We start from the raw sequence: 18,730 nt of genomic DNA on the forward strand, positions 1-18,730 counted from the left end.
CCGCCGAGGATTTGAACCTGGCGGGTTTCTTGTTCCAATTCTGCAATTGACTCATGCGCTGAATTATCTCGCGCGGCTCGTTCTATTTGAATGTCAACTCTAGAACCCTCCAATTCTCAACCAGCTGATTATCTATACGCACCGTGCGCGCGAGTGGCACGCCAAGTTTGCCGAAGGTCATGTCTGTAATAATTGTCTGGATCGCTGAACATGCTGGATCAAATGGATTCCCTCGCGGGTCTTTGGGGCACTGACGGTTCTCTTGCTTGCGGTATTGTCTCTCTCCATCTGGCGAGATGCCGATCTGGATGAAATTCTCGCGTTGTTTCAAAGTGTCTTCATACCCAGGCATTAACCATTGACCGGGTGACATGACTTTACCTGGTTCGATTTGCTCCCGAGATTGAATTTGACCGGAGGAATTCACGACCGAATAAACCCCATTCACAAATTCAGTCTTGAGTCCAGTGTAGTTAATGATGGGCGCGGTTTGGGTAACGTTCCGATGGATTGTGTCGGACGTAATTTCCATAGACCAATTCGATGTGCTCGTCCACTTCAAGCGCGCTGTAATAGTTTCGGTCGGGATTTCATGTTGATAAATCATTGTGAAAGGAGCCCATGTTTGAGCGCGCTGCGCGCTTTGTACCTCTAAGGCAAGGAATAATATGGCGATGACAACCACAAGGGTAACGGATATTTTGAGAAATTGTCCAAATTGCATAACCTGCCTCCTCCGAATTTTCACTCCAATTGTCAGTTACAACCGAGTGGTCGAGCAATACTGGAGCCATCCCATAGGTAATGTTCTTGAAGGGGACTACACCAATAACTGCATGGATAGGGCGGACAGGTCTCGTACTTATGCTGGAACTGTACTGCGGTGTAATAGTTGACCCAGCGACTTGATCCGATAGTTCGCCAAGCATCCAAACCACCAGAACCATAGAACCATCCCGTGCAATTTTGACAACTCCACGTCAAATTCCATTGATTGTTGTACAATTCCCAGTCTCGCGCGACATGCAACCTATATGCATTGGCACCGCCATAACCCCATCCGCCGATATGCCAGCGCGCGTCTATCCACCAACCACTTCCATTTGGTGAATAGTCTACAAAACCGCACCAGTACTTGTATTGAGAATCACATAGCACATATGTCCAATTAGCGGATGCAGTTGGAATGTACAAAATGATCATTCCAACAAAAAGAATGGCTGCTGATAGGATTGCAAACAGAACCAGTTTTCTTTTCACCGAACACCTCCAAATAGTGCTATGTGTTTGGTCAGTTCGAGATACGGCTGGTCCAGGACGGATTTTACATACCACTCATCGACAAATCTAATTCAGACGTGTATTGTCACGAGCCCCATTTGGGTGTACCGCAGCCGTAGCTCTATCGCGAGTATAGCAAGTTTCCGATTCCTTTAGCAAGATATGCACTGCACCATTTTTTCGTACTGCAATGCACCAGATATTTCTACTGTATCGTGCCACGTCAAATTAACCCCCGTCGCCGCGCACGTTGAACAGCGTGCTGGCGTGTATGAACTCCAAGTTTTTCCAAAACGCGTTGTGAATGTTTACGAATGGTGTTGACGCTCAAGACCAGTCCATCAGCAATTTCCCGGTCAGTTTTTCCGTCCGCCATTAGTTTCAACACGGTGTGTTCTTTGTCAGTGAATTTGATTGGGTCGAACGCCAGTGACAAAATTTGGCGTGAGAACAGTATGTGTCCTCTCATCACTGCATCTATCGCCACCAAAAATTCTTCGCGCGAGATATCTTGGGGCAAACAGGCAACCGCGCCAGCGAAAGCGGCGTCTACTTGAAAGATTGGATCATTGGCGTGCGGAGTTAGAAAGACTGGCTTGACAGTCGACTGACGATGTGCAATCTCTCGACAAATGAGGAAGGCTTCTTGTTCTTCAAGATGTGAACCCAAAAGAACTAGATTAGGTTGGAGTGTAGCAACTTGAGGAAAAATTTCCGCGCGAGTTTGGGCAATACCAAGCCCACAATGCTTTCCTTCTCTCAGGCATGTGCTCATTCCTTCATGGAAGAGTGGACTGGGATCAGCAATCAGCACACGCGCAACAATCGTTTCGGGCATCGGCGTCTCCTTTCGCGGGAGCAATCCCGTTATCAAAATCGTTTCCGGGTCAAAACCAAGTCCGAATCAAATTGAATGAATTGCATGAAGCGGAGAAATACTAGAGGATAAACGCAATCCTATCTTATCTGGGTTGGAAACGGATGTCAAGCGGGCTGGGATCAAGGCGTCGCCGGTATGAAAGTTGGCGGCAAGCGCAAGCTCACGATTCCACCAGACCTGGGATATGGCGCGCGCGGCGCGGGCGGGGTGATTCCGCCGAACGCGACGCTCGTGTTCGAAGTCGAATTACTCGCCGTAAACTGAAATATAAAACCCGAAGGATGTTCAAATCCTTCGGGTTTTGATTTTACTTGCGTTTCTTTCCGGCATCGGCGAGACCGCCGAGGAAAAATCGCGCGGGACTGTACTTGGTGTCCTCCCAATTGACGTTCGTCTGCGACTGATCGAGCGAACCACTCTGCCATTTCGCGCGTTCGGTGGACACGGTTTTGACCAACGCTTCCAGCGCGGCGGCATCCTCGCGCTCGATCATTTGCCGCAGAGTGTGTAGTTGATCGTTCATTACGTCCAGCCAGCGGAGTACATCATCGCGATGCGCGAACAGTTGTTCACGCGCGGTCTTGGGATCGTCGGGCACGATTTCCGTCGCGGCGCGAAAATCGCCGCTCGCGACCTTGCCTAGTTCGCGCCATCCCGCGCTCGTCATCGTCGCCGCGCCGAACGCGGTCGCGAGGAGCATCGGCAAGTGTTGTACGCCGGTCATCAAGCCATCGTGTTCGGCGGCGTCCATAAAGTACGCCTTTGCGCCCAGCAGTCCGGCGAAATTCGCGACCGTGTCAATCGCTTCGCCGGTGGCAGACGGCGCGGCAACCAGACACCAGGTCGCTTCTTGAAACAAATCGGCGTCCGCCGCGTCAATGCCGCGCTCCGTTTTGGCGCGATTCGGTTTGAGCACCGGATTGCCGCCGATGAATTGCGCGCCGGCAGGCAACCGCGTCGCCGCATCGAGTACGGACACTTTGGAGGTCGCGGTGTCGGTGATGATCGTGCCGGGCGCGAGGTGCGGCTTGAGCGCGTCGAGCGTGCCCGCGATGCCATCGAGTGGCAACGCGAGGATGATCAACCCTGCGCCCTCGCACGCGTCAATCAAATTCCACTTGGTCGCATCTACCGCGCCGCGCTTTTGCGCCTTTGCTGACACTCCGGGGTCTTTGTCGTGCCCGATGATTTCGACTTCGAGGTTCGCTTTTTTGAGCGCGAGTCCAATCGAACCGCCGATCAGACCCAGCCCGATAATGCTGATTCGAGATTTTGCCATGATTTCTTCCAGTCGTCAGTCGTTAGTTGTCAGTTGCCAGTAGACAGTCAGCGGCAGACGAATTTGTCTGTTGACTGTTTACTGCCTACTGATTTCACCGCCACGATCCCGGCAGTTTGCCTTCGCCGCTCAACTTGCCGGTGATGGATTGCACGTTGCCGCCGTTCTTGTCCATCATCCACACGTCGAGCCGACCCTGCCCGCCGCGATCGGAGGCGAACGCGATCCAATTCCCGTCGGGCGACCAGGTCGGCGTAAAGTTGTTGCCGGCGTTGGTCAATTGGCGCGGGTTCGAGCCGTCGGCATTGCGAATCATGATTTGATAACTGCCATTTGTTTGCTTGGAATAGTACGCGAACCGAGTGCTATCGGGACTCCACGTCGGCGCGCCGTTCTCGCGTTTGTCGTTCGTCAATTGTAGCGGACCGCCGCCATCGGCATTCAATCGCCAAATTTCGTACGCACCGGTTAAATTCGAAACGAACAACAAATGCGTTTTGCCCCACGCCACGCCGCGATAACTTTCGCCCGCGCGATTTTGCACGTCCACCGGGCTAGTGGGGAAAAAGCGTTCCGCTTTGCCGCCCTCTTTCGGAATCTTGTAAATGAATTGCGAGCGGAAATCGTTGTCCATGCCGATGTAGACGATGTAGCGGCTGTCCGGCGACCACGTCGGACTCGAAATACCTTGGTGGGTGTAGATGCTACGATTATCCATTCCCCCGCCATCCACGAACAAGTTGTTCGTATTGCCCGGTCCTTGAACGTACGCGACCATTCCCGAATTGTCCGGCGCGTACGCAAAGGGCGCTGAATTCGTGAACTGGGCAAGATCGAACGGGCGGGGACCCAACGGACGAAACGCCGCGACGGTCTTGCTGTCGAATTTATAGTTGTTGAGCAAGAAACTGGTTCCCTCGAACGAAATGAACGCGAGTGTACCCTTTGCCGGCGGGATGACTTGCGTTGGTGTCGCGGCGGCGGCTTTGGTCGGCGCGGCAGCACCGCGTGTCGGCGTTGGCGGTGTGCCAACTGCAATGACGGGCAGCGTGTCAATCGTGCCGGTCACGGTCACGAATGTGGTTGCGAGCCAACTCGGAGTCTTGGCATCCGGGTACGCGACTTGAAGCCACGAGCCATCTTCGTTCTTGCCGAGGACGACTGCATTCGTGTTTTGCGGCATCCTGCCCGCGATGGCGTACTGGATGCTCGGACCTGTGCGCAAGTTGACTTGCTGTTTGGTCGTTGCTTGCGGTGGAACCGGTGTCGGTGGTATGGGTGTCGCGGTTGGCGGGAGTGGAGTGGGTGTGGGTGGAAGCGGCGTCGCGGTGGGTGCAAGTGTCGGTGTTGGCGGCAGAGTCGGTTTCGGTGTGGGTGTCGGTGTGGCGAGCACACCGCAACCGGACATTGTAATTGCAAACAGTACCAACGCGACCAGCGCGAACAAGTGTTGTTTCATCATAGACCTCCAGGGAATCGTGTCATCACCTAATTCCGGACAGCACGCCCCACAACGTATTCACCGGCGCGCCGAGCCACATCGAAGTGGCACCCGAAATCAAGAGCAAGAGCATCAGCAATATGCCGTACTGCCGAGTTCGTTCGAGCATTTCCGCCCAGTCGAAAGGCAAAACACCCAAGAGCACAGTAAAACCGTCGAGCGGATAAACCGGGATGAGGTTGAAAAAGCCCAGAATCAAATTATAGTGTCCGATGCTGAGACACAAGTTGATCACCGCAATGAACCACGCAGGGGTGCTCGCATCTATCGTGAACATCAGCCCGCGTACCACCAACGCGAAGACGAGCGCGATGATAAAGTTCGCGACGGGACCCGCAAACGCGACGAGCGCGGGACCGGTGCGCGGGCCGGCGCGCAAGGCATACGGATCATAACTCACCGGGCGTCCCCAGCCAAACCCCGCCGCGAGAAACATCAACGAGCCAACCACATCAAGGTGCGCCTGCGGTGCGAGCGTCAACCGACCTTGGCGACGCGGGAGTGAATCGCCCAACCAGGTCGCCGCTGCCGCGTGCGCGAACTCATGTACCGTGATCCCCAGCACGAGCGCGATCAGCAAACTGAGCAAGGACAGTAGCGGATCAGGACCGGTCAGAATATTGAGCAGCACTCAAACTCCTTTTGGAAACAAGCGGGCGTCATTATACCACAAAAAAATGAAATGGCGAATAAACTCGCGTTGCCATCACGCCGTCGCGTGTCCGCGCGCGCCGCGCGATGATCGTGCGACCTCCGCGCGTCAATATCGCCCGGCAACAAAATTTAAGGTTCGTTTTTTTCATTCCTAGTGTATAATGCAAAATAGATTCGCGCAGAAATTTTTTGCTCGCGTGATACGCAAAGAACAGTCGAGGACGCTGTGAACATTTTGGTCGTCTACAATGTCATCGAGGACTCGGAACAAGAAGCCGATGACCTTTTATCCGAACAGGAAATTGTTTTTGTCGAACAAGAAATCGAAAAAGCTCTGCAAACACATGGACACACCACCGTGCCGGTTCCAGTCCGGGATGATTTGTGGGGTCCCCTTCGTCAGTACGATCCCAACGAATGGTTGATCTTTAACCTGTGTGAGAGCATCCGCAACAAAACGTATCTCGAACCGTACATCATCTCCGTTTTCGAGCATCTGGGTTTCCGTTATACGGGTTCCGACCGCCGCACCTTGTCCAACTGCCTCAACAAACCCCGCGCCAAGGAAATTTTGATGGCGCACGGATTGCCGACCGCCGCGTTCCAAGTCTTTACCCCGTGGACGATCAATCTGCACATCCCCTTTCCGCTGTTCGTCAAGCCCGCGTCCGAGGATGCCAGCATCGGCATTACCCTCGACTCGGTGGTGCACGACGAACGCGCGTTGCGCCGTCAGGTGCGTTACATCTGGGACAAGTACCACGAACCCGCGCTCGTCGAAGAGTTCATCGAAGGACGCGAGTTCAACGTGACGGTACTGGGCAACGACATGCCGCGCGTCTTGCCGCTCTCCGAGATCAACTTTCGCCGCATCAGCAACCCGTTCGCGCGCATCGTTTCTTTTCGCGCCAAGTGGGTCTCGTCGTCGCCGGAATACATTGACACGCCGCCCACGTGTCCCGCGCACGTCAGCGATACGCTCAAAGCGCGCATCGAAGACGTCGCGCGCCGCGCGTATCAAGCGATGGGCTTGCACGATTACGGACGCGTGGATATTCGCGTCAAGAACGGCGTGCCGTACGTCCTCGAAGTGAATCCCAATGCCGATCTGTCGCCGGACGCCGGCATCGCGCGCGCGGCGCGCACCGCCGGCATGTCGTACGCCGACCTCGCCGACGAAATTTGCCGGTTAGCCGCGCGGCGTTACCGACTCAAAGGATTCGCACGACCGCGCATCGTTAGTTACGAATTGCGCGCGCGCAGCGTCGGCGCGGATGGCGTCTATTCGATTCCGGTCAGTGCGCTTTTACCGACGAACACACGCGAACCGCGTCTCAAACGCGCGCCCGCCGTCGCGACCATTCCGGCAAGCGCATAGCGTATGATAGAACCGCCCAAACCCTCTGACGCGCCGGCGATCGAGTGCCTGGCGCGTACCGTCGGCGTCTTTACGCCGGAAGAAGTCCAAGTCGTTCACGAGATGCTCGACGCGTTTCTGCATCCCGCGCCGGGCGACGATTATTCATTTGTCGTATACCGCAACGGCAACCCGAACGCGATTGACGGCTTTGCCTGTTTCGGTCCCACGCCGCTCACCGACCGCGTATGGGATTTGTACTGGATTTGCGTAGACCGCGCCGGACAACGGCAGGGCATCGGGACGCAACTTCTCCAGGGCGTCGAGAACGAACTGCGGACGCGCGGCGCGCGCGCGGTGTATCTCGAAACGTCCGATTCGCCGCAGTATTGCGCCGCGCGCGCATTTTACCAGCGTCACGGCTACGAGTGCATCGCCCACATCAACGACTTTTATGCGCCGGGCGAAGGCAAAGTCATGTATCGCAAAAATCTACAATAAAAAGGGCGGGTCTCTGACCTGCCCTTACTCATTTATTATTGACGCTCTGTCGTGATTGTGTTACGATGCCGACACGTATGATTCGTGGGGCAAGTTTCCAACTTGCCTATTGTAAACTTGTCATGCTGAAGAAGCGTGGAGCAAGTTCCCAACTTGCCAAACGTTTTCAAGGAGGAACGAATGCCGAACAATCCAAACGATTCGATGACGCGCCGCCAATTGTTGATCGCCGCGGGCGCGGGCGCGATTGGTGTCGCCGCTACCGCGTACGGCTTGACGCAAACGAGCGACGAAGCCCGCGCCCAATTCGAGCGCGAGTTGAACAAACTACGCACGCTCATCGGTTTGTACGAACAGATGGATCGCATCGGATTAGACAATATCCTGGCGAATGGATTGTCCTTGATGCGCGGTTTGTTCGAGGCGCTCAAAACCGGCATCCGCTTGATGCGCGATGGCGTGACCATCGCCGAGAAGGCATGGCAAGGTTTTCAAGCCGCGTTGATCGCGCTCCGCACCACGGTTGACCGCATCGCGCAGATGGCGGGCGATCTACAACAAAAATTCAAAGCGGCAGAGGGATTGGTCGTCGGCGCGATTGGCGTGGCGCTTCCGCTTGCCGAGTCCATCGCGAGTTTCTTCAACTCGCTCCTGTCGAAAATTCCGTTCGTCGGCGAAGACCTGCGCCGCACCGCGAACAGTCTGGTCGAGTTGGTGCGCGCGATTCCCGCGTTGATCGAAGCCGTCACCGCGCAACTGCTCAAGCAGTTGAACGATCTGTTCTTCCAGCCGACCGGCAAAGCACGCATTGACCTGACGCTGATTGATCCGATCACGGTCAACCTGCTCGAACCGCTCAAAAAATTCTTGGGCGATTTGGATATGCTCATCACCAAGTGGGAAAAAGAATTTGTCTTCCCGGTGCAATCCGCGCTCGACGAACGCCGCGCCGTCAAAAAACAAATCGCGGAATATCGGCAGCAGTACAACGTGTGAGCGGGATTGTGGATTTTCGATTTGAACTAGAAGGAATGCAACATGCGCGCACGAGTGCATGGCGTAGAAATGGCTTTTGACGATACCGGCGGCGCTGGCGTGCCGCTCGTGTTCGTACACGGTTTCCCGCTCGACCGGACGTATTGGTCGTCCCAAGTCCGCGAACTAGCGGCGGCTGCGCGCGTCATCGCGCCGGATTTGCGCGGGTTTGGCGAATCGGGATTATCCTCGCTGGCGATGGAGCGGCAAGGCGCGACTGGCGTGACCATTGAGACGTACGCGGACGATGTGCGCGGCTTGCTCGACGCGCTCGGCATCAAAAGTGCAATCATCGCCGGACTTTCGATGGGCGGTTATATCGCGTTCGAATTCTATCGCAAGTTTTCGCATCGCGTCCGCGCGTTGATTCTCGCGGACACGCGCGCCGCGCCCGATTCACCAGAAGCCAAGCAAACGCGCAACGATCACATCGCGCTCGTGCGCGAGCAAGGCGCGGGCGCGCTCGCCGAACGATTGTTGCCCAAACTGCTGATGCCGCAAACGCTCGCGACCAATGTCGAGTTGACGAACGCGACGCGCGAAATGCTCGCGCGCCAACCGGTCGAGGGCATCGTCGCCGCACTCGGCGCGCTGCGCGACCGATCCGATGCGACGCCGATGCTCGCGGACATCGCCGTGCCGACGTTGATCCTCGTCGGCGCAGACGACACGCTCATCCCGCCGCGCGAATCGGAAGCATTGCGCGGCGCGATTCGCAATTCGCAACTCGTCATGATTCCAAATGCCGCGCATCTCTCCAACCTCGAACAGCCGGACGCGTTCAATCGCGCAGTGCGGGAGTTTCTCAAAACAGTATGAATTCACAGTCGCATGTCATTGCGAGCCGCACATCGGCGAAGCAATCTACCCCTCCCCACCCTCCCCTTAACAAGGGGAGGGCAAGGGTGGGGTTGGAGATTGCTTCGTCGCACCCTTCGACTTCACTCCGCTTCGCTGCGTTCCGCTCAGGATGCTCCTCGCAATGACATTGAGTAAGTTGTTGTCCCCAGTATTGCTCGTCGGACTGATCGCGTTTGCGGTTCGGCTCACCATCGTCGTCAATGTTCCCAACGCCTTTCCCTGGGATATGGGCGGCTGGATCGAAACGACGCAACGCCTCGTCGTGAATGGTGTGCCGAACATCTACGCGGAACATTTGCAAGGTAATCTCTACCCGCCCGGTTTTTTTTATCCGCTCTGGTTTGTAGGGCAAACTTATCGCCTCTGCTGTTCGCCACAATTTGATCCACAATCGCCGACCATCGAGTTTCTTCTGCGCCTCAGTTCGATCCTCGCCGATTCGTTCATCGCGATGACGGTGTATCTCATCGCACGCATGTGGCTCGACGCGCGGCGCGCGTTCGCGAGCGGCGTCGTTTACGTGTTCAACCCAGTTGTGCTGACGACGACCGCGTGGATGAGCATGATCGGCGATCCGTACTATCTGTTGCTGGTGATGCTCGCGCTGTACGCCGCGCTGAACGAACATTGGCTCTGGGCATCCGCGTTGATCGTGCTCGCGGTAATGATCAAACCGCAAGCGATGGCGTTTGCGCCGCTCGTTGGATTCTTGATCGTCACGCGCGCGAATTGGCGTCAGATGATTGCGTCGGGTGTGACGGCGTGCGTGGTAGGCGTTGGCGTGTGGTTGCCGTTCATTCTCGGCGGCACGCTGGAGCAAGCCGCACAAATCACAACGCGGATGCGACTCGCCTATCCATTTCTCCACGTGTTCGCCGACAATTTCTGGTTTCTCATTGCCGGCGGACGCGAGCCCTGGGATCCTACTGCGCCGAATGTCAAGCTTCCGGATGCGCTGATTCCGTACGACACGAATTTATTCCTGGGTGTCATCGCGTATCGCGAAGTCGGTTTGATTGCGTTCGGCGTATTGTGTCTGATCGTACTCTACGGTTTACTTGGGCGTACAAAACCGCACACGGTTGTCGCGGCGGGCGCGGCGATGGCGTTCGGATTTTTCATGCTGAGTACGCGGATGCACGTGAACTATGCCTTTCCCGTGTTTGCGTTTCTCGCGATACTCGTTGCCTCGCGCGAGTGGTGGTATACGCCGATTGGCGCACTGACGATTGTGACCTCGCTCGTAGACTGGGAGTTGTTCGATGAATTCATTCCGGCGCGCGCGCTGCTCAAAACGATTCACCTGGTCAACGCCGGCTTTTTTGTGCTCGCGTTCGTACTCCTGTTGCTCGCCGTCCGCGCGACCATCGCGCGCGAGCCGCGCGTTGGCGCATGGCGCGTGCCGATACGAACGCTCGTCGCGGTCGTGCTCATCGCGAGTATTGGCGCGGCGGGAGTCGTGTGGTTGATTTGGATTCGCGAATAAAAAATCAAGCCCCGGAAATTTCCGGGGCTTGATTTCTGCTGAGAGCGCACCACGCGCGGTTAACGCTGGTGAAACTCGACTTCGGCATGACCGCCGTTGAGCGTGACATCCGCGTACGTGTTCAAGCCGAGCGGAATCACGCGCCAGGTGCCCGTGCACGAATGCGCGAATTCGACGACGTATGGTCCGCGCTCGGGCTTGGTGCCGGTCAATTTGGGATCGCTGATGAAACTACCGTCGGTCGTCGCGACGACGACGGGCCAATCAGTTTTGCCGACCACAATCGCGAGCAAGGAGCAAGGTCCCGTGCCCTTGGTGTTCGTGATGAGCACCGCTTCCCACAAATTCGAATTCGGATTGGGAATTACCGGGGCTGGCAAAACGACGACTGGAATTGGCGTCGCGACAGGCGGGTAGTAGGGCGGCGCGGATGGATAGTTCGGATAAATCGGCGGCTCGAATGGCTGGGTCGGGAAATTGTTTCCTGGCGTTGCGCCTGGGATATATAACCGTTGTCCTGGGTAAACAAAATGCTCATTCGCCAAACGATTCGCGATTTGAATCGAGTAGGGCGTCGTACCGAAACGATGTGCGACGTTGGACAGATAATCGCCGGGACGCACATTGTAGTACACGCCGGTTTGCACTGGGCGCAACCCAGGTAGTGGACCGGTCTGAATGACCGGGAAAGGTGAATAGCCCGACACGCGCAGAACTTGACCCGGATAAATCCAATAGTTGTACAAACCGTTTGCCTGCATCAACGCGTTCACCGTCACGCCGAATCGTGTCGCAATCGAAAAGAGCGTGTCACCATTTTGAACGGTGTACGTGGATTGCGATGGCGCGGGGCGCGCCGACCCAGGAATCTGCAAGCGTTGCCCGACGTAAATGAACTCGGCGTTGCGAAGGTTGTTCGTCTGCATGATCGCGTTCACCGACGTGTTGTAACGATTCGCGATGGAAAAGAGCGTGTCGCCCCACGCGACCACGTGATAGAGTGGTGAATCCGCGGCAACGCTAGTTGCTGCCAATCCAGTTAATCCGAGTGTGAGCAAAACGAACAGGATCACGAGCAAACGAATTGCGTACTTCATTCTTTCTCCTCCTTACCCCGCTTGGCGCGGGCTTTCGGCGCGGGAGTAATTGGACGTGCGGCGCGACGCGTTGTCGGCTCTGGATGCGCGACGCGTTTGGCGCGCGGCGCGGGACGCGTCGCCGGCTCGACAGTCGCGACGGGTTTGCGGCGCAAGGGTGTTACCGCCAACTCTGGCTCGTCGAGTTCCGCCAATTCTTCCTCGGTCTCGATTTCGCGCGCGTGAATGAACGTATCGAGGTCCGCGCGGCGCACGCGATAACTGCCCTCCAGTTTCACCGCTTTGAGTTTGCGTAGTTGGATATAACGGCGGATGGTGAACGGGCTGATGCCGAGAATCTGCGCCACCTCGTTGGTGCTAAAGAATTCACGTTTCGCCGTCAAACTCCACCTCGCTTTGTCTTGCTCAATCTTGCTACATTTTACGATATTTTGGTCGGCGTGTCAATATCTTATCCAACCGAGGCAAATGAAACAGTTCTATTCTGTGAAATCACTATGCAAAGAGCACAGATTTTTTGGACGCGGATTTTCGCGGATTAAAAATATCCGCGATTATCCGCGCGCGCAGCGTCCGCGTCCAAAATTGTATTGCTTGTCTCCAGTTTGGTCGAGTAGGGCAGTGGCAAGGTGGAATCTTGCTCTATGGAAGATCGCGCACACGCGCGCGATGCGTCGTTAAGGTCACGCGTCCGCCGAAACCAACTTCGGGCTTGAGCGCGATGACGCGATCGCGAATGTGAAACTGGGGGTTGCCGATTTCGCCGATGCGATACGTAATGCGCGTGAAGGGCTTGGCGATGCCTCGCACGGCAAAGGGTCCGCCGGTGTGAAATAAATCGTCGAGGTCTTGCGGCGCGGCGACCATCGGCGGCGTGCCGCGCGGATCGGCGAAAGTGACCGCGTGTTCGATCAGCATTCCATTGGTGGCGGTGAATTCCTCGGTCACGTCGAGATCGAAAATCGAATTGTGCCAGGTCAGCACGACCGGCTCGCCATCGCGTAACGCGGCGGAAAAAATTGTGCGTCCCGTTTCGGGATCGGTCAGTTCGAGTTGCGTGAATCCTGGCAATTCGGCTTGGAGACCCAGGATGACCGCGACGAGGAGGAAGAGGAGTGAAACGAGAATTGGAATTGTGCGACGCATAGTACAGTTGTAGGGGCGACGCATGTGTCGCCCCTACCGTGTGTTATTTGATCACACCTTTTTCGACAAAGTACTTTTTCGCGCCGGGATGCAGATACTCTTGCGCGTCCGGACTCATTTGCTTGACCGCAAGTTCGGGCGTCAGTTTGGTGACTTCTTTCGCTACTGCCGTCAGGTCGCTCTTGTTGTCGAACATCGCCTTGAGAATTTGATACAAGCGATCTTCCGGGAAACTGTCCATCACGTAGAGCACCGCGGTGATGGCGAGCGTGTCAATATCCGCGTCTACGCTGGAGTACGAACCTTTGGGGAACGTGGTCTTGTGAAAGACGCCGGGATTACCTTTCATAATTTTGTCCGCGGCGTCGCCCGAAACCGGCAAGAGCACCATCTTCAAACCGGGCGTCGAAGCGAGATCAATGATCGAGGCAGTGGGCACCGCGCCGCTCCAGAAGAACGCGTCAATCTTGCCGTCGCGCAACGCGGCAACCGATTCGGTCGCGCCCAGTTTTTCGCGCGTGAGGTCCTTGCTCCAATCCATGCCGAGCGCCTTGAATACGTAATCGGCTTGCTCTTCCGTGCCGCTGTTCGGCGCGCCGGTCGAAACGCGCTTGCCTTTCAGGTCGGTCACGGCTTTGACGTTCGTCCCTTCCTTAGTCACGATGTGCAAGGGTTGTTCGTAGAAACTGAGCACCGCGCGAATTTTGTGCGCGCCAGTCAACCCAGGCATCGTGCCTTTGTTGACCCAGACGCCGTGATAATCGTACGCAAACGACATGCGCGATTTGTTCGCGGTCAACAGTTTCAGATTGTCGAGCGCGGCGGTCGTCGCTTCGACCGACGCATCGGTGTTCGGCACGTTCTTGGCGATGACGCCGCTGATCGCGCCGCCGAGCGGATACCACACACCACCCGTGCCGCCCGTCGCAATGCTGAACGAAAGTTTTTCGGTGGACGCGGCAGGCGCTTTGGTCGGCTCCGCCGCGGGCGCCTTCGCGGTAGCGGGCGGGGCAGATGTGGGCGCGGCGGTTGGCGCGGCGCACGCCGCGAGCATCGCCACGACGACAACCATCAATACAAGGGCGCTCCATTTTCGTACGTTCATCAAACACCTCCTAAAGAATTTGGTTTGAACCCAGGGTTGGAACCCTGACATCATGTTACCGGCACATGGCGATTGAACCAATAATGCCGCCCGGCGACAAGCGCGCCAAACACAATCGGCAGGATACCGATGGGCGTCAAGTCGAATTGATCCACGACCATCCAAATTGCAACCGCGATGAGCGCCGCGCGTTCGATCAAATGCAACGGCGCGCGATAATATCCGACGATGCCCAGCGAGAGGAAAAAGAGCGCGAACCCGCTGTTGATGACTGCCATCACAAAACTGGGCAAGGTCGCGCCGACGATGAGTAAACTCGCGCCTTCCTTCGTCGCGGAAAAGAGGAACGGCACGAGGAATGCCGGGAGCGAATACTTCCACGCTTGCATCATCGAAGCGAACGGATTGCCGCCCGTGACTGCCGCCGCCGCGGATGGCGATAACCCCACCGGCGGGGACACCTCCGACAACACCGCGAAATAAAACGCGAGCAAATGCGCGACGTGTTCCGGAATGCCGACCTTGATGAGCGCCGGCGCAACCATCACGACCGTCATAATGTACGTTGCAGTGATCGGCAAACTCAAGCCGACGATGAACGACGTGAACAACGCGAGCACGAGCGCGAGCAACACGTTGCCGCCGCTCAACGACATGATGAGTTGCGAAATTTTCAGACCCAGCCCGGTCAACGAAAACACGCCGACGATCAGTCCTGCCGCCGCGAGGAGCACCGCGACTGGCAGCATATTCTTCGCGCCTTCAATCGTCGCATCAATCAAGCGTTTGGGTGTGAGCCAGTCTTTGCGATCCTTGCTGAGAAAACTCGTCGCGACGACGCAGGCAATCGCATAGATCGCGCAATTTTCCGGCGACAGACCAAAGGCGAGCAGAATGACGAGCAAGACGAGCGAGATCAAGTGATAACTTTTGGTTCGCATCACTTGCCAGAACGTCATCCCGGTTGAATCGGGCGGCGCAAAGTGGTACTTTTGCGCCTCCAGGTCTACGACGAAAAACGAGCCGAGATAGTATAACAATGTCGGCATCGTCACCATCACGACGACATCCCAAAACGAGACGCGCAGAAACTGCATGATGAGAAATGCCGCCGCGCCCATCAACGGCGGTGAAATCACCGCGCCGATGCCGCCGGCGGAAATCAAGCCCGCCGCCAGGTCCGCCGAGTAGCCGGCTTTTTTAAGGATGGGCCACATGATCGGCGTGACGGACATGGTCGTCGCGACGCCGCTCCCTTGCGGACCACCCAGCAACGCGGTGGTCACGACTGCGCCGCGTCCCGCGCTCGACGATTTGCGCCCCATCACCGCGAGCGCGAGCTCGAGCCAAAAACTGCCCGCGCCCGCCGCGTCCATCAACACGCCGTACACGACGAACAACATCACGAACGACACGCTCACCGAAATCGGCACGCCGAAAATTCCTTCGAGCGTCATGTACATGTGCCCGACGATGCGGTCGAAATCGTACCCTTTGTGTCCGAGCGGACCGGGAATGAAATTGCCGAACAGCGCGTAGAGTAAAAAGCCGATCAGCACGAGCGTGAACGTCATGTCCACCATACGGCGGGAGAGTTCGATCAACAACGCGATGACGAGGATACCAAAAATCAGGTCGGGCACTTCGGGGAGCGTCGAACGACGGATGAAGTGATCGAGGTCGAAGAGTGCGTAGACGATACTCGCGACGCCAATCACTGCAAGCGCGATGTCGAGCGCGCTACCCCAGCGACCGGCTTTGGGCGAAAGCGGGTATGCCAGGAATGCCAAGAGGTAAATAAATCCAAGGTGCACCATGCGGAACGTGTACGTGTCTATCGGCGCAACCGCGCCGTACAACGACCACACCACGAATCCAATGTAGAACGCGCCGACTAGAATGGCGGCGATGCCTTTGAACTCGCGCACGCAAACCTCCTCGTTTGAATTCGGCTATGTGCCAGGATTTTTTTCGAGCGCAAACAGACGGTACCGTCGGCAAATAAAAAACGTCTTCGCCAACTTGCAGGCGAAGGCGTGCGCCACCTTCACGACATCGTGGTCGTCTCATCAGCGTTGGCACAATTATACCCGGAGCGCAACGAAAAATCAAATTCCTACGCATAACGCTTGCCGGATCCCTCCAATTGCAAACCGGTGTGCCGCAGTAAAATGCTCTGTGCGATGCCCAGCCCTGCCATCAACGTGATGAGCGAACTCCCGCCCGAACTGACGAAGGGCAAGGGCACTCCGACGGCGGGCACCAGCCCCAAATTCATCGCGAGGTTGACCCAGCTCTGAATGAAGATCACCGCCGCCACCCCCACCGCGATCAGTTTGCCGTCGGGTGTGCGCGCGAGCCGCGCGATGCGAATCAAGCGCAGGATGATGAACACGATGAGCGCGAGCACGAACAGCGAACCGACGAATCCTAGTTCCTCGCCGATGACCGAAAAAATGAAATCGGTTTGGCGAATACGGAGAAACCGCAATTGACTTTGCGTGCCGCTGCAAAAACCCAACCCCCAAAAACCGCCCGCGCCAATCGCGATGCGCGCTTGCGTCACGTTGTAGCCGGAACCGAGCGGGTCGCGCGTCGGATCGAGAAATGCCATCACGCGTTCCACTTGATACGCGCGCAGATTCGGAAAAACCACAAACGGCGCAACGACGGCGAGCACGCCGGCAATGATCAACACGTTGCGCCAGCGCATGCCGGCGGCAATCGCCATGACGCCCCAGGTTGCCGCAATCACCATCGTCGTGCCCAGGTCGGGTTGCGCAAAGATCAACGCCATCGGCACGGCGGCGAACAGAAACGAGATGCCCAGGTTGCGCCAGCGCGCCATTTGCTCCGCGTGGTCGCCCATGTATTTCGCCGAGACCAGGATGAGCGCGAGCTTGGTCGCCTCCGAAGGTTGCAGCAAGGTCACGCCCAGGTTGATCCAACGTTGCGCGCCAAACCGCACCTCCGCCAAAATCACCACGCCGAGTAGCGCGATGATGCCGCCCCAAATCAACCAGCGCAGCGCGCCCCACAAGCGATAGTCCACAAACGCGAGCGCGAACAGCACGCCGACGCCGACGACGCCGAACAACATCTGACGCAACGCCGGACTCTCCCAGTCGAGCGACTCGCCGGTGATGCACGCGGTCGCGCTGTAGATCATCGTGATGCCGATGACGACCAGGAGGAGCGTTGCGCCGAGTAGCCAAAAATCGAAATGCGTAAAACGTGGACGCGATAAACGTTCCATCACTTTTTTGTATCTACTCAGGTGTCATTTCGAGGAGCGCACTTTGCGACGAGAAATCTCCCCCTTGGCGCGACAAGAGATTTCTCCTCGCACACGCTTCGCTGCTCGTCGAAATGACATAGCTGAGTCACTCTTTTGTGAAAATCTGAAAACCTGACGAAGGTTCAAAACCTTTGCAAGGTTGCGAATTATTTTTGCGCGCGCCGCGCGCTGGCGAGCGGAATATTGGCGACGAGGCGTTGCGTGCGTTCCGAGCGCGTAATCGAAACCTCGACGCGCGCGCGATCAATCGCAATGTGTTTGGAGATGACGTTGACGATTTCGTCTTTCAACACTTCCAACGTTTCCGCCGACAAATCCGTGCGGTCGTGCGCGAGCACCAATTGCAATCGCTCTTTCGCGGCGTTCGCGCTGCCGGTGGAGCGACCCAGTATTCGGTTGAAGAAATCCATCGCGCTCCTTTTCTACGATTTCCACAATCGCGACAGGCGATCCATGAAACCAGACGACCCGTGGAACACTTGGAACGGCACTTCTTCGCCCATCAGTCGTTGCGCGATGCGCGCGAACGCCATGCCAGCGGCGGAGTGATCGTTCAATGCGACGGGCTGGCCTTTGTTCGTCGAGGTGATGATCGTTTCGTCTTCCGGCACGATGCCCAGCAAATCAATCGCGAGAATTTCGAGCACGTCCGAGGTGTCGAGCATCTCGCCGCGTTTGACCATGTCGGGACGCAGCCGATTGATGATGAGTTTCGGCGCGGGTTTTTCGCGCGATTCGACCAGACCGATCACGCGATCCGCGTCGCGCACTGACGACACTTCGGGTGTGACTACCACGATCACGCGGTCCGCCGGCGCGACCGAGTAATTGAAGCCGCCTTCGATCCCCGCCGGCGAATCAATCAACACAAAATCAAATTCCTGTTTGAGGTCGGCGCACACTTTGATCATTTGCTCTTCGGTCATCGCGGTCTTGTCGCGTTTTTGCGCCGCCGGCAAGAGATGCAATTCGGGCAAGCGTTTGTCTTTGATGAGCGCCTGCCGCAAACGCACGCGTCCCTCCGCCACGTCCACCAAATCAAACACGATGCGATTTTCGAGTCCCATCACGACATCGAGATTCCGCAAGCCAATGTCCGCGTCCACACACGCCACGCGTTTGCCGCGCCGCGCCAATGCCACACCCAGGTTCGCCGTCGTCGTCGTTTTGCCGACGCCGCCTTTGCCCGAGGTGACGGTAATCACGTGTCCCTCCATCTATGCCTCCACGACGTTCTGCCGGAACGTCT

General features: G+C 56.8%; 18 protein-coding genes and 1 pseudogene. 6 read left to right on the plus strand and 13 right to left on the minus strand.

Going from position 1 to position 18,730, the window contains the following annotated elements; translation table 11 throughout:
• Positions 1-82 precede the first annotated feature (82 nt).
• Both HY868_23795 and HY868_23800 read right to left on the minus strand, forming a co-directional pair.
• Positions 83-724: a hypothetical protein gene (locus tag HY868_23795; GenBank protein MBI5305176.1), complete on the minus strand. Its 642-nt coding sequence runs from the start codon at positions 722-724 to the stop codon at positions 83-85.
• 780 nt (positions 725-1,504) lie between these two features.
• Positions 1,505-2,119 carry a response regulator transcription factor gene (locus HY868_23800; protein ID MBI5305177.1) on the minus strand — a complete coding sequence of 205 codons (615 nt, stop codon included), beginning with the start codon at positions 2,117-2,119 and terminating at the stop codon, positions 1,505-1,507.
• A gap of 153 nt (positions 2,120-2,272) precedes the next feature.
• On the opposite strand from HY868_23800, the pseudogene HY868_23805 reads away from it, so the two are divergent.
• Positions 2,273-2,425 (plus strand): annotated as a pseudogene (locus tag HY868_23805) (FKBP-type peptidyl-prolyl cis-trans isomerase).
• A gap of 43 nt (positions 2,426-2,468) precedes the next feature.
• On the opposite strand, the gene HY868_23810 reads toward HY868_23805, so the two are convergent.
• From HY868_23810 to HY868_23820, 3 genes are all read right to left on the minus strand, one after another.
• A complete protein-coding gene (locus HY868_23810) occupies positions 2,469-3,440 on the minus strand; it encodes a prephenate dehydrogenase/arogenate dehydrogenase family protein (GenBank protein MBI5305178.1) in 972 nt (323 codons plus the stop codon).
• 94 nt (positions 3,441-3,534) lie between these two features.
• Positions 3,535-4,899, minus strand: coding sequence for a PD40 domain-containing protein (locus HY868_23815; GenBank protein ID MBI5305179.1), 1,365 nt, complete (start codon positions 4,897-4,899; stop codon positions 3,535-3,537).
• Between the two features lie 25 nt (positions 4,900-4,924).
• Positions 4,925-5,572, minus strand: a complete 648-nt coding sequence (locus HY868_23820; GenBank protein MBI5305180.1) for a site-2 protease family protein — start codon at positions 5,570-5,572, stop codon at positions 4,925-4,927.
• A gap of 249 nt (positions 5,573-5,821) precedes the next feature.
• Between HY868_23820 and HY868_23825 the strand changes: the two genes are divergently transcribed.
• The 5 genes from HY868_23825 to HY868_23845 all read left to right on the plus strand — a co-directional run bounded on the left by HY868_23825 (position 5,822) and on the right by HY868_23845 (position 10,835).
• Positions 5,822-6,973, plus strand: coding sequence for an ATP-grasp domain-containing protein (locus tag HY868_23825; protein ID MBI5305181.1), 1,152 nt, complete (start codon positions 5,822-5,824; stop codon positions 6,971-6,973).
• 3 nt (positions 6,974-6,976) lie between these two features.
• Positions 6,977-7,453: a GNAT family N-acetyltransferase gene (locus tag HY868_23830; protein MBI5305182.1), complete on the plus strand. Its 477-nt coding sequence runs from the start codon at positions 6,977-6,979 to the stop codon at positions 7,451-7,453.
• Between the two features lie 180 nt (positions 7,454-7,633).
• Positions 7,634-8,449: a hypothetical protein gene (locus HY868_23835; GenBank protein MBI5305183.1), complete on the plus strand. Its 816-nt coding sequence runs from the start codon at positions 7,634-7,636 to the stop codon at positions 8,447-8,449.
• A 69-nt stretch (positions 8,450-8,518) separates the two neighbouring features.
• Entirely contained in the window at positions 8,519-9,307 is a 789-nt protein-coding gene (locus HY868_23840) for an alpha/beta fold hydrolase (protein ID MBI5305184.1), read from the plus strand.
• Between the two features lie 163 nt (positions 9,308-9,470).
• On the plus strand, positions 9,471-10,835 hold the full coding sequence (locus tag HY868_23845) for a DUF2029 domain-containing protein (protein ID MBI5305185.1): 1,365 nt from the start codon (positions 9,471-9,473) through the stop codon (positions 10,833-10,835).
• A 59-nt stretch (positions 10,836-10,894) separates the two neighbouring features.
• Here HY868_23845 and HY868_23850 read toward each other — a convergent pair whose 3' ends face one another.
• The 8 genes from HY868_23850 to minD form a co-directional block, all read right to left on the minus strand.
• Positions 10,895-11,932, minus strand: a complete 1,038-nt coding sequence (locus tag HY868_23850; GenBank protein MBI5305186.1) for a LysM peptidoglycan-binding domain-containing protein — start codon at positions 11,930-11,932, stop codon at positions 10,895-10,897.
• Positions 11,929-12,315: a helix-turn-helix domain-containing protein gene (locus tag HY868_23855; GenBank protein MBI5305187.1), complete on the minus strand. Its 387-nt coding sequence runs from the start codon at positions 12,313-12,315 to the stop codon at positions 11,929-11,931. Before HY868_23855 ends, HY868_23850 begins: the two co-directional genes overlap by 4 nt.
• A gap of 259 nt (positions 12,316-12,574) precedes the next feature.
• Complete coding sequence (locus tag HY868_23860) at positions 12,575-13,078, minus strand: hypothetical protein (GenBank protein MBI5305188.1); 504 nt, start codon at positions 13,076-13,078, stop codon at positions 12,575-12,577.
• 43 nt (positions 13,079-13,121) lie between these two features.
• Positions 13,122-14,183, minus strand: a complete 1,062-nt coding sequence (locus HY868_23865) for a TAXI family TRAP transporter solute-binding subunit (protein MBI5305189.1) — start codon at positions 14,181-14,183, stop codon at positions 13,122-13,124.
• 50 nt (positions 14,184-14,233) lie between these two features.
• Positions 14,234-16,111 (minus strand): TRAP transporter fused permease subunit, encoded by a 1,878-nt coding sequence (locus HY868_23870; GenBank protein MBI5305190.1) that lies wholly within the window; start codon positions 16,109-16,111, stop codon positions 14,234-14,236.
• 188 nt (positions 16,112-16,299) lie between these two features.
• Positions 16,300-17,439 carry a rod shape-determining protein RodA gene (rodA, locus tag HY868_23875; protein MBI5305191.1) on the minus strand — a complete coding sequence of 380 codons (1,140 nt, stop codon included), beginning with the start codon at positions 17,437-17,439 and terminating at the stop codon, positions 16,300-16,302.
• Between the two features lie 188 nt (positions 17,440-17,627).
• Positions 17,628-17,891: a cell division topological specificity factor MinE gene (gene minE / locus HY868_23880; GenBank protein MBI5305192.1), complete on the minus strand. Its 264-nt coding sequence runs from the start codon at positions 17,889-17,891 to the stop codon at positions 17,628-17,630.
• A gap of 12 nt (positions 17,892-17,903) precedes the next feature.
• Positions 17,904-18,698: a septum site-determining protein MinD gene (gene minD, locus HY868_23885; protein MBI5305193.1), complete on the minus strand. Its 795-nt coding sequence runs from the start codon at positions 18,696-18,698 to the stop codon at positions 17,904-17,906.
• Positions 18,699-18,730: the final 32 nt, after the last annotated feature.

This window comes from Chloroflexota bacterium, assembly GCA_016219275.1.
GTDB lineage: Bacteria > Chloroflexota > Anaerolineae > UBA4142 > UBA4142 > JACRBM01.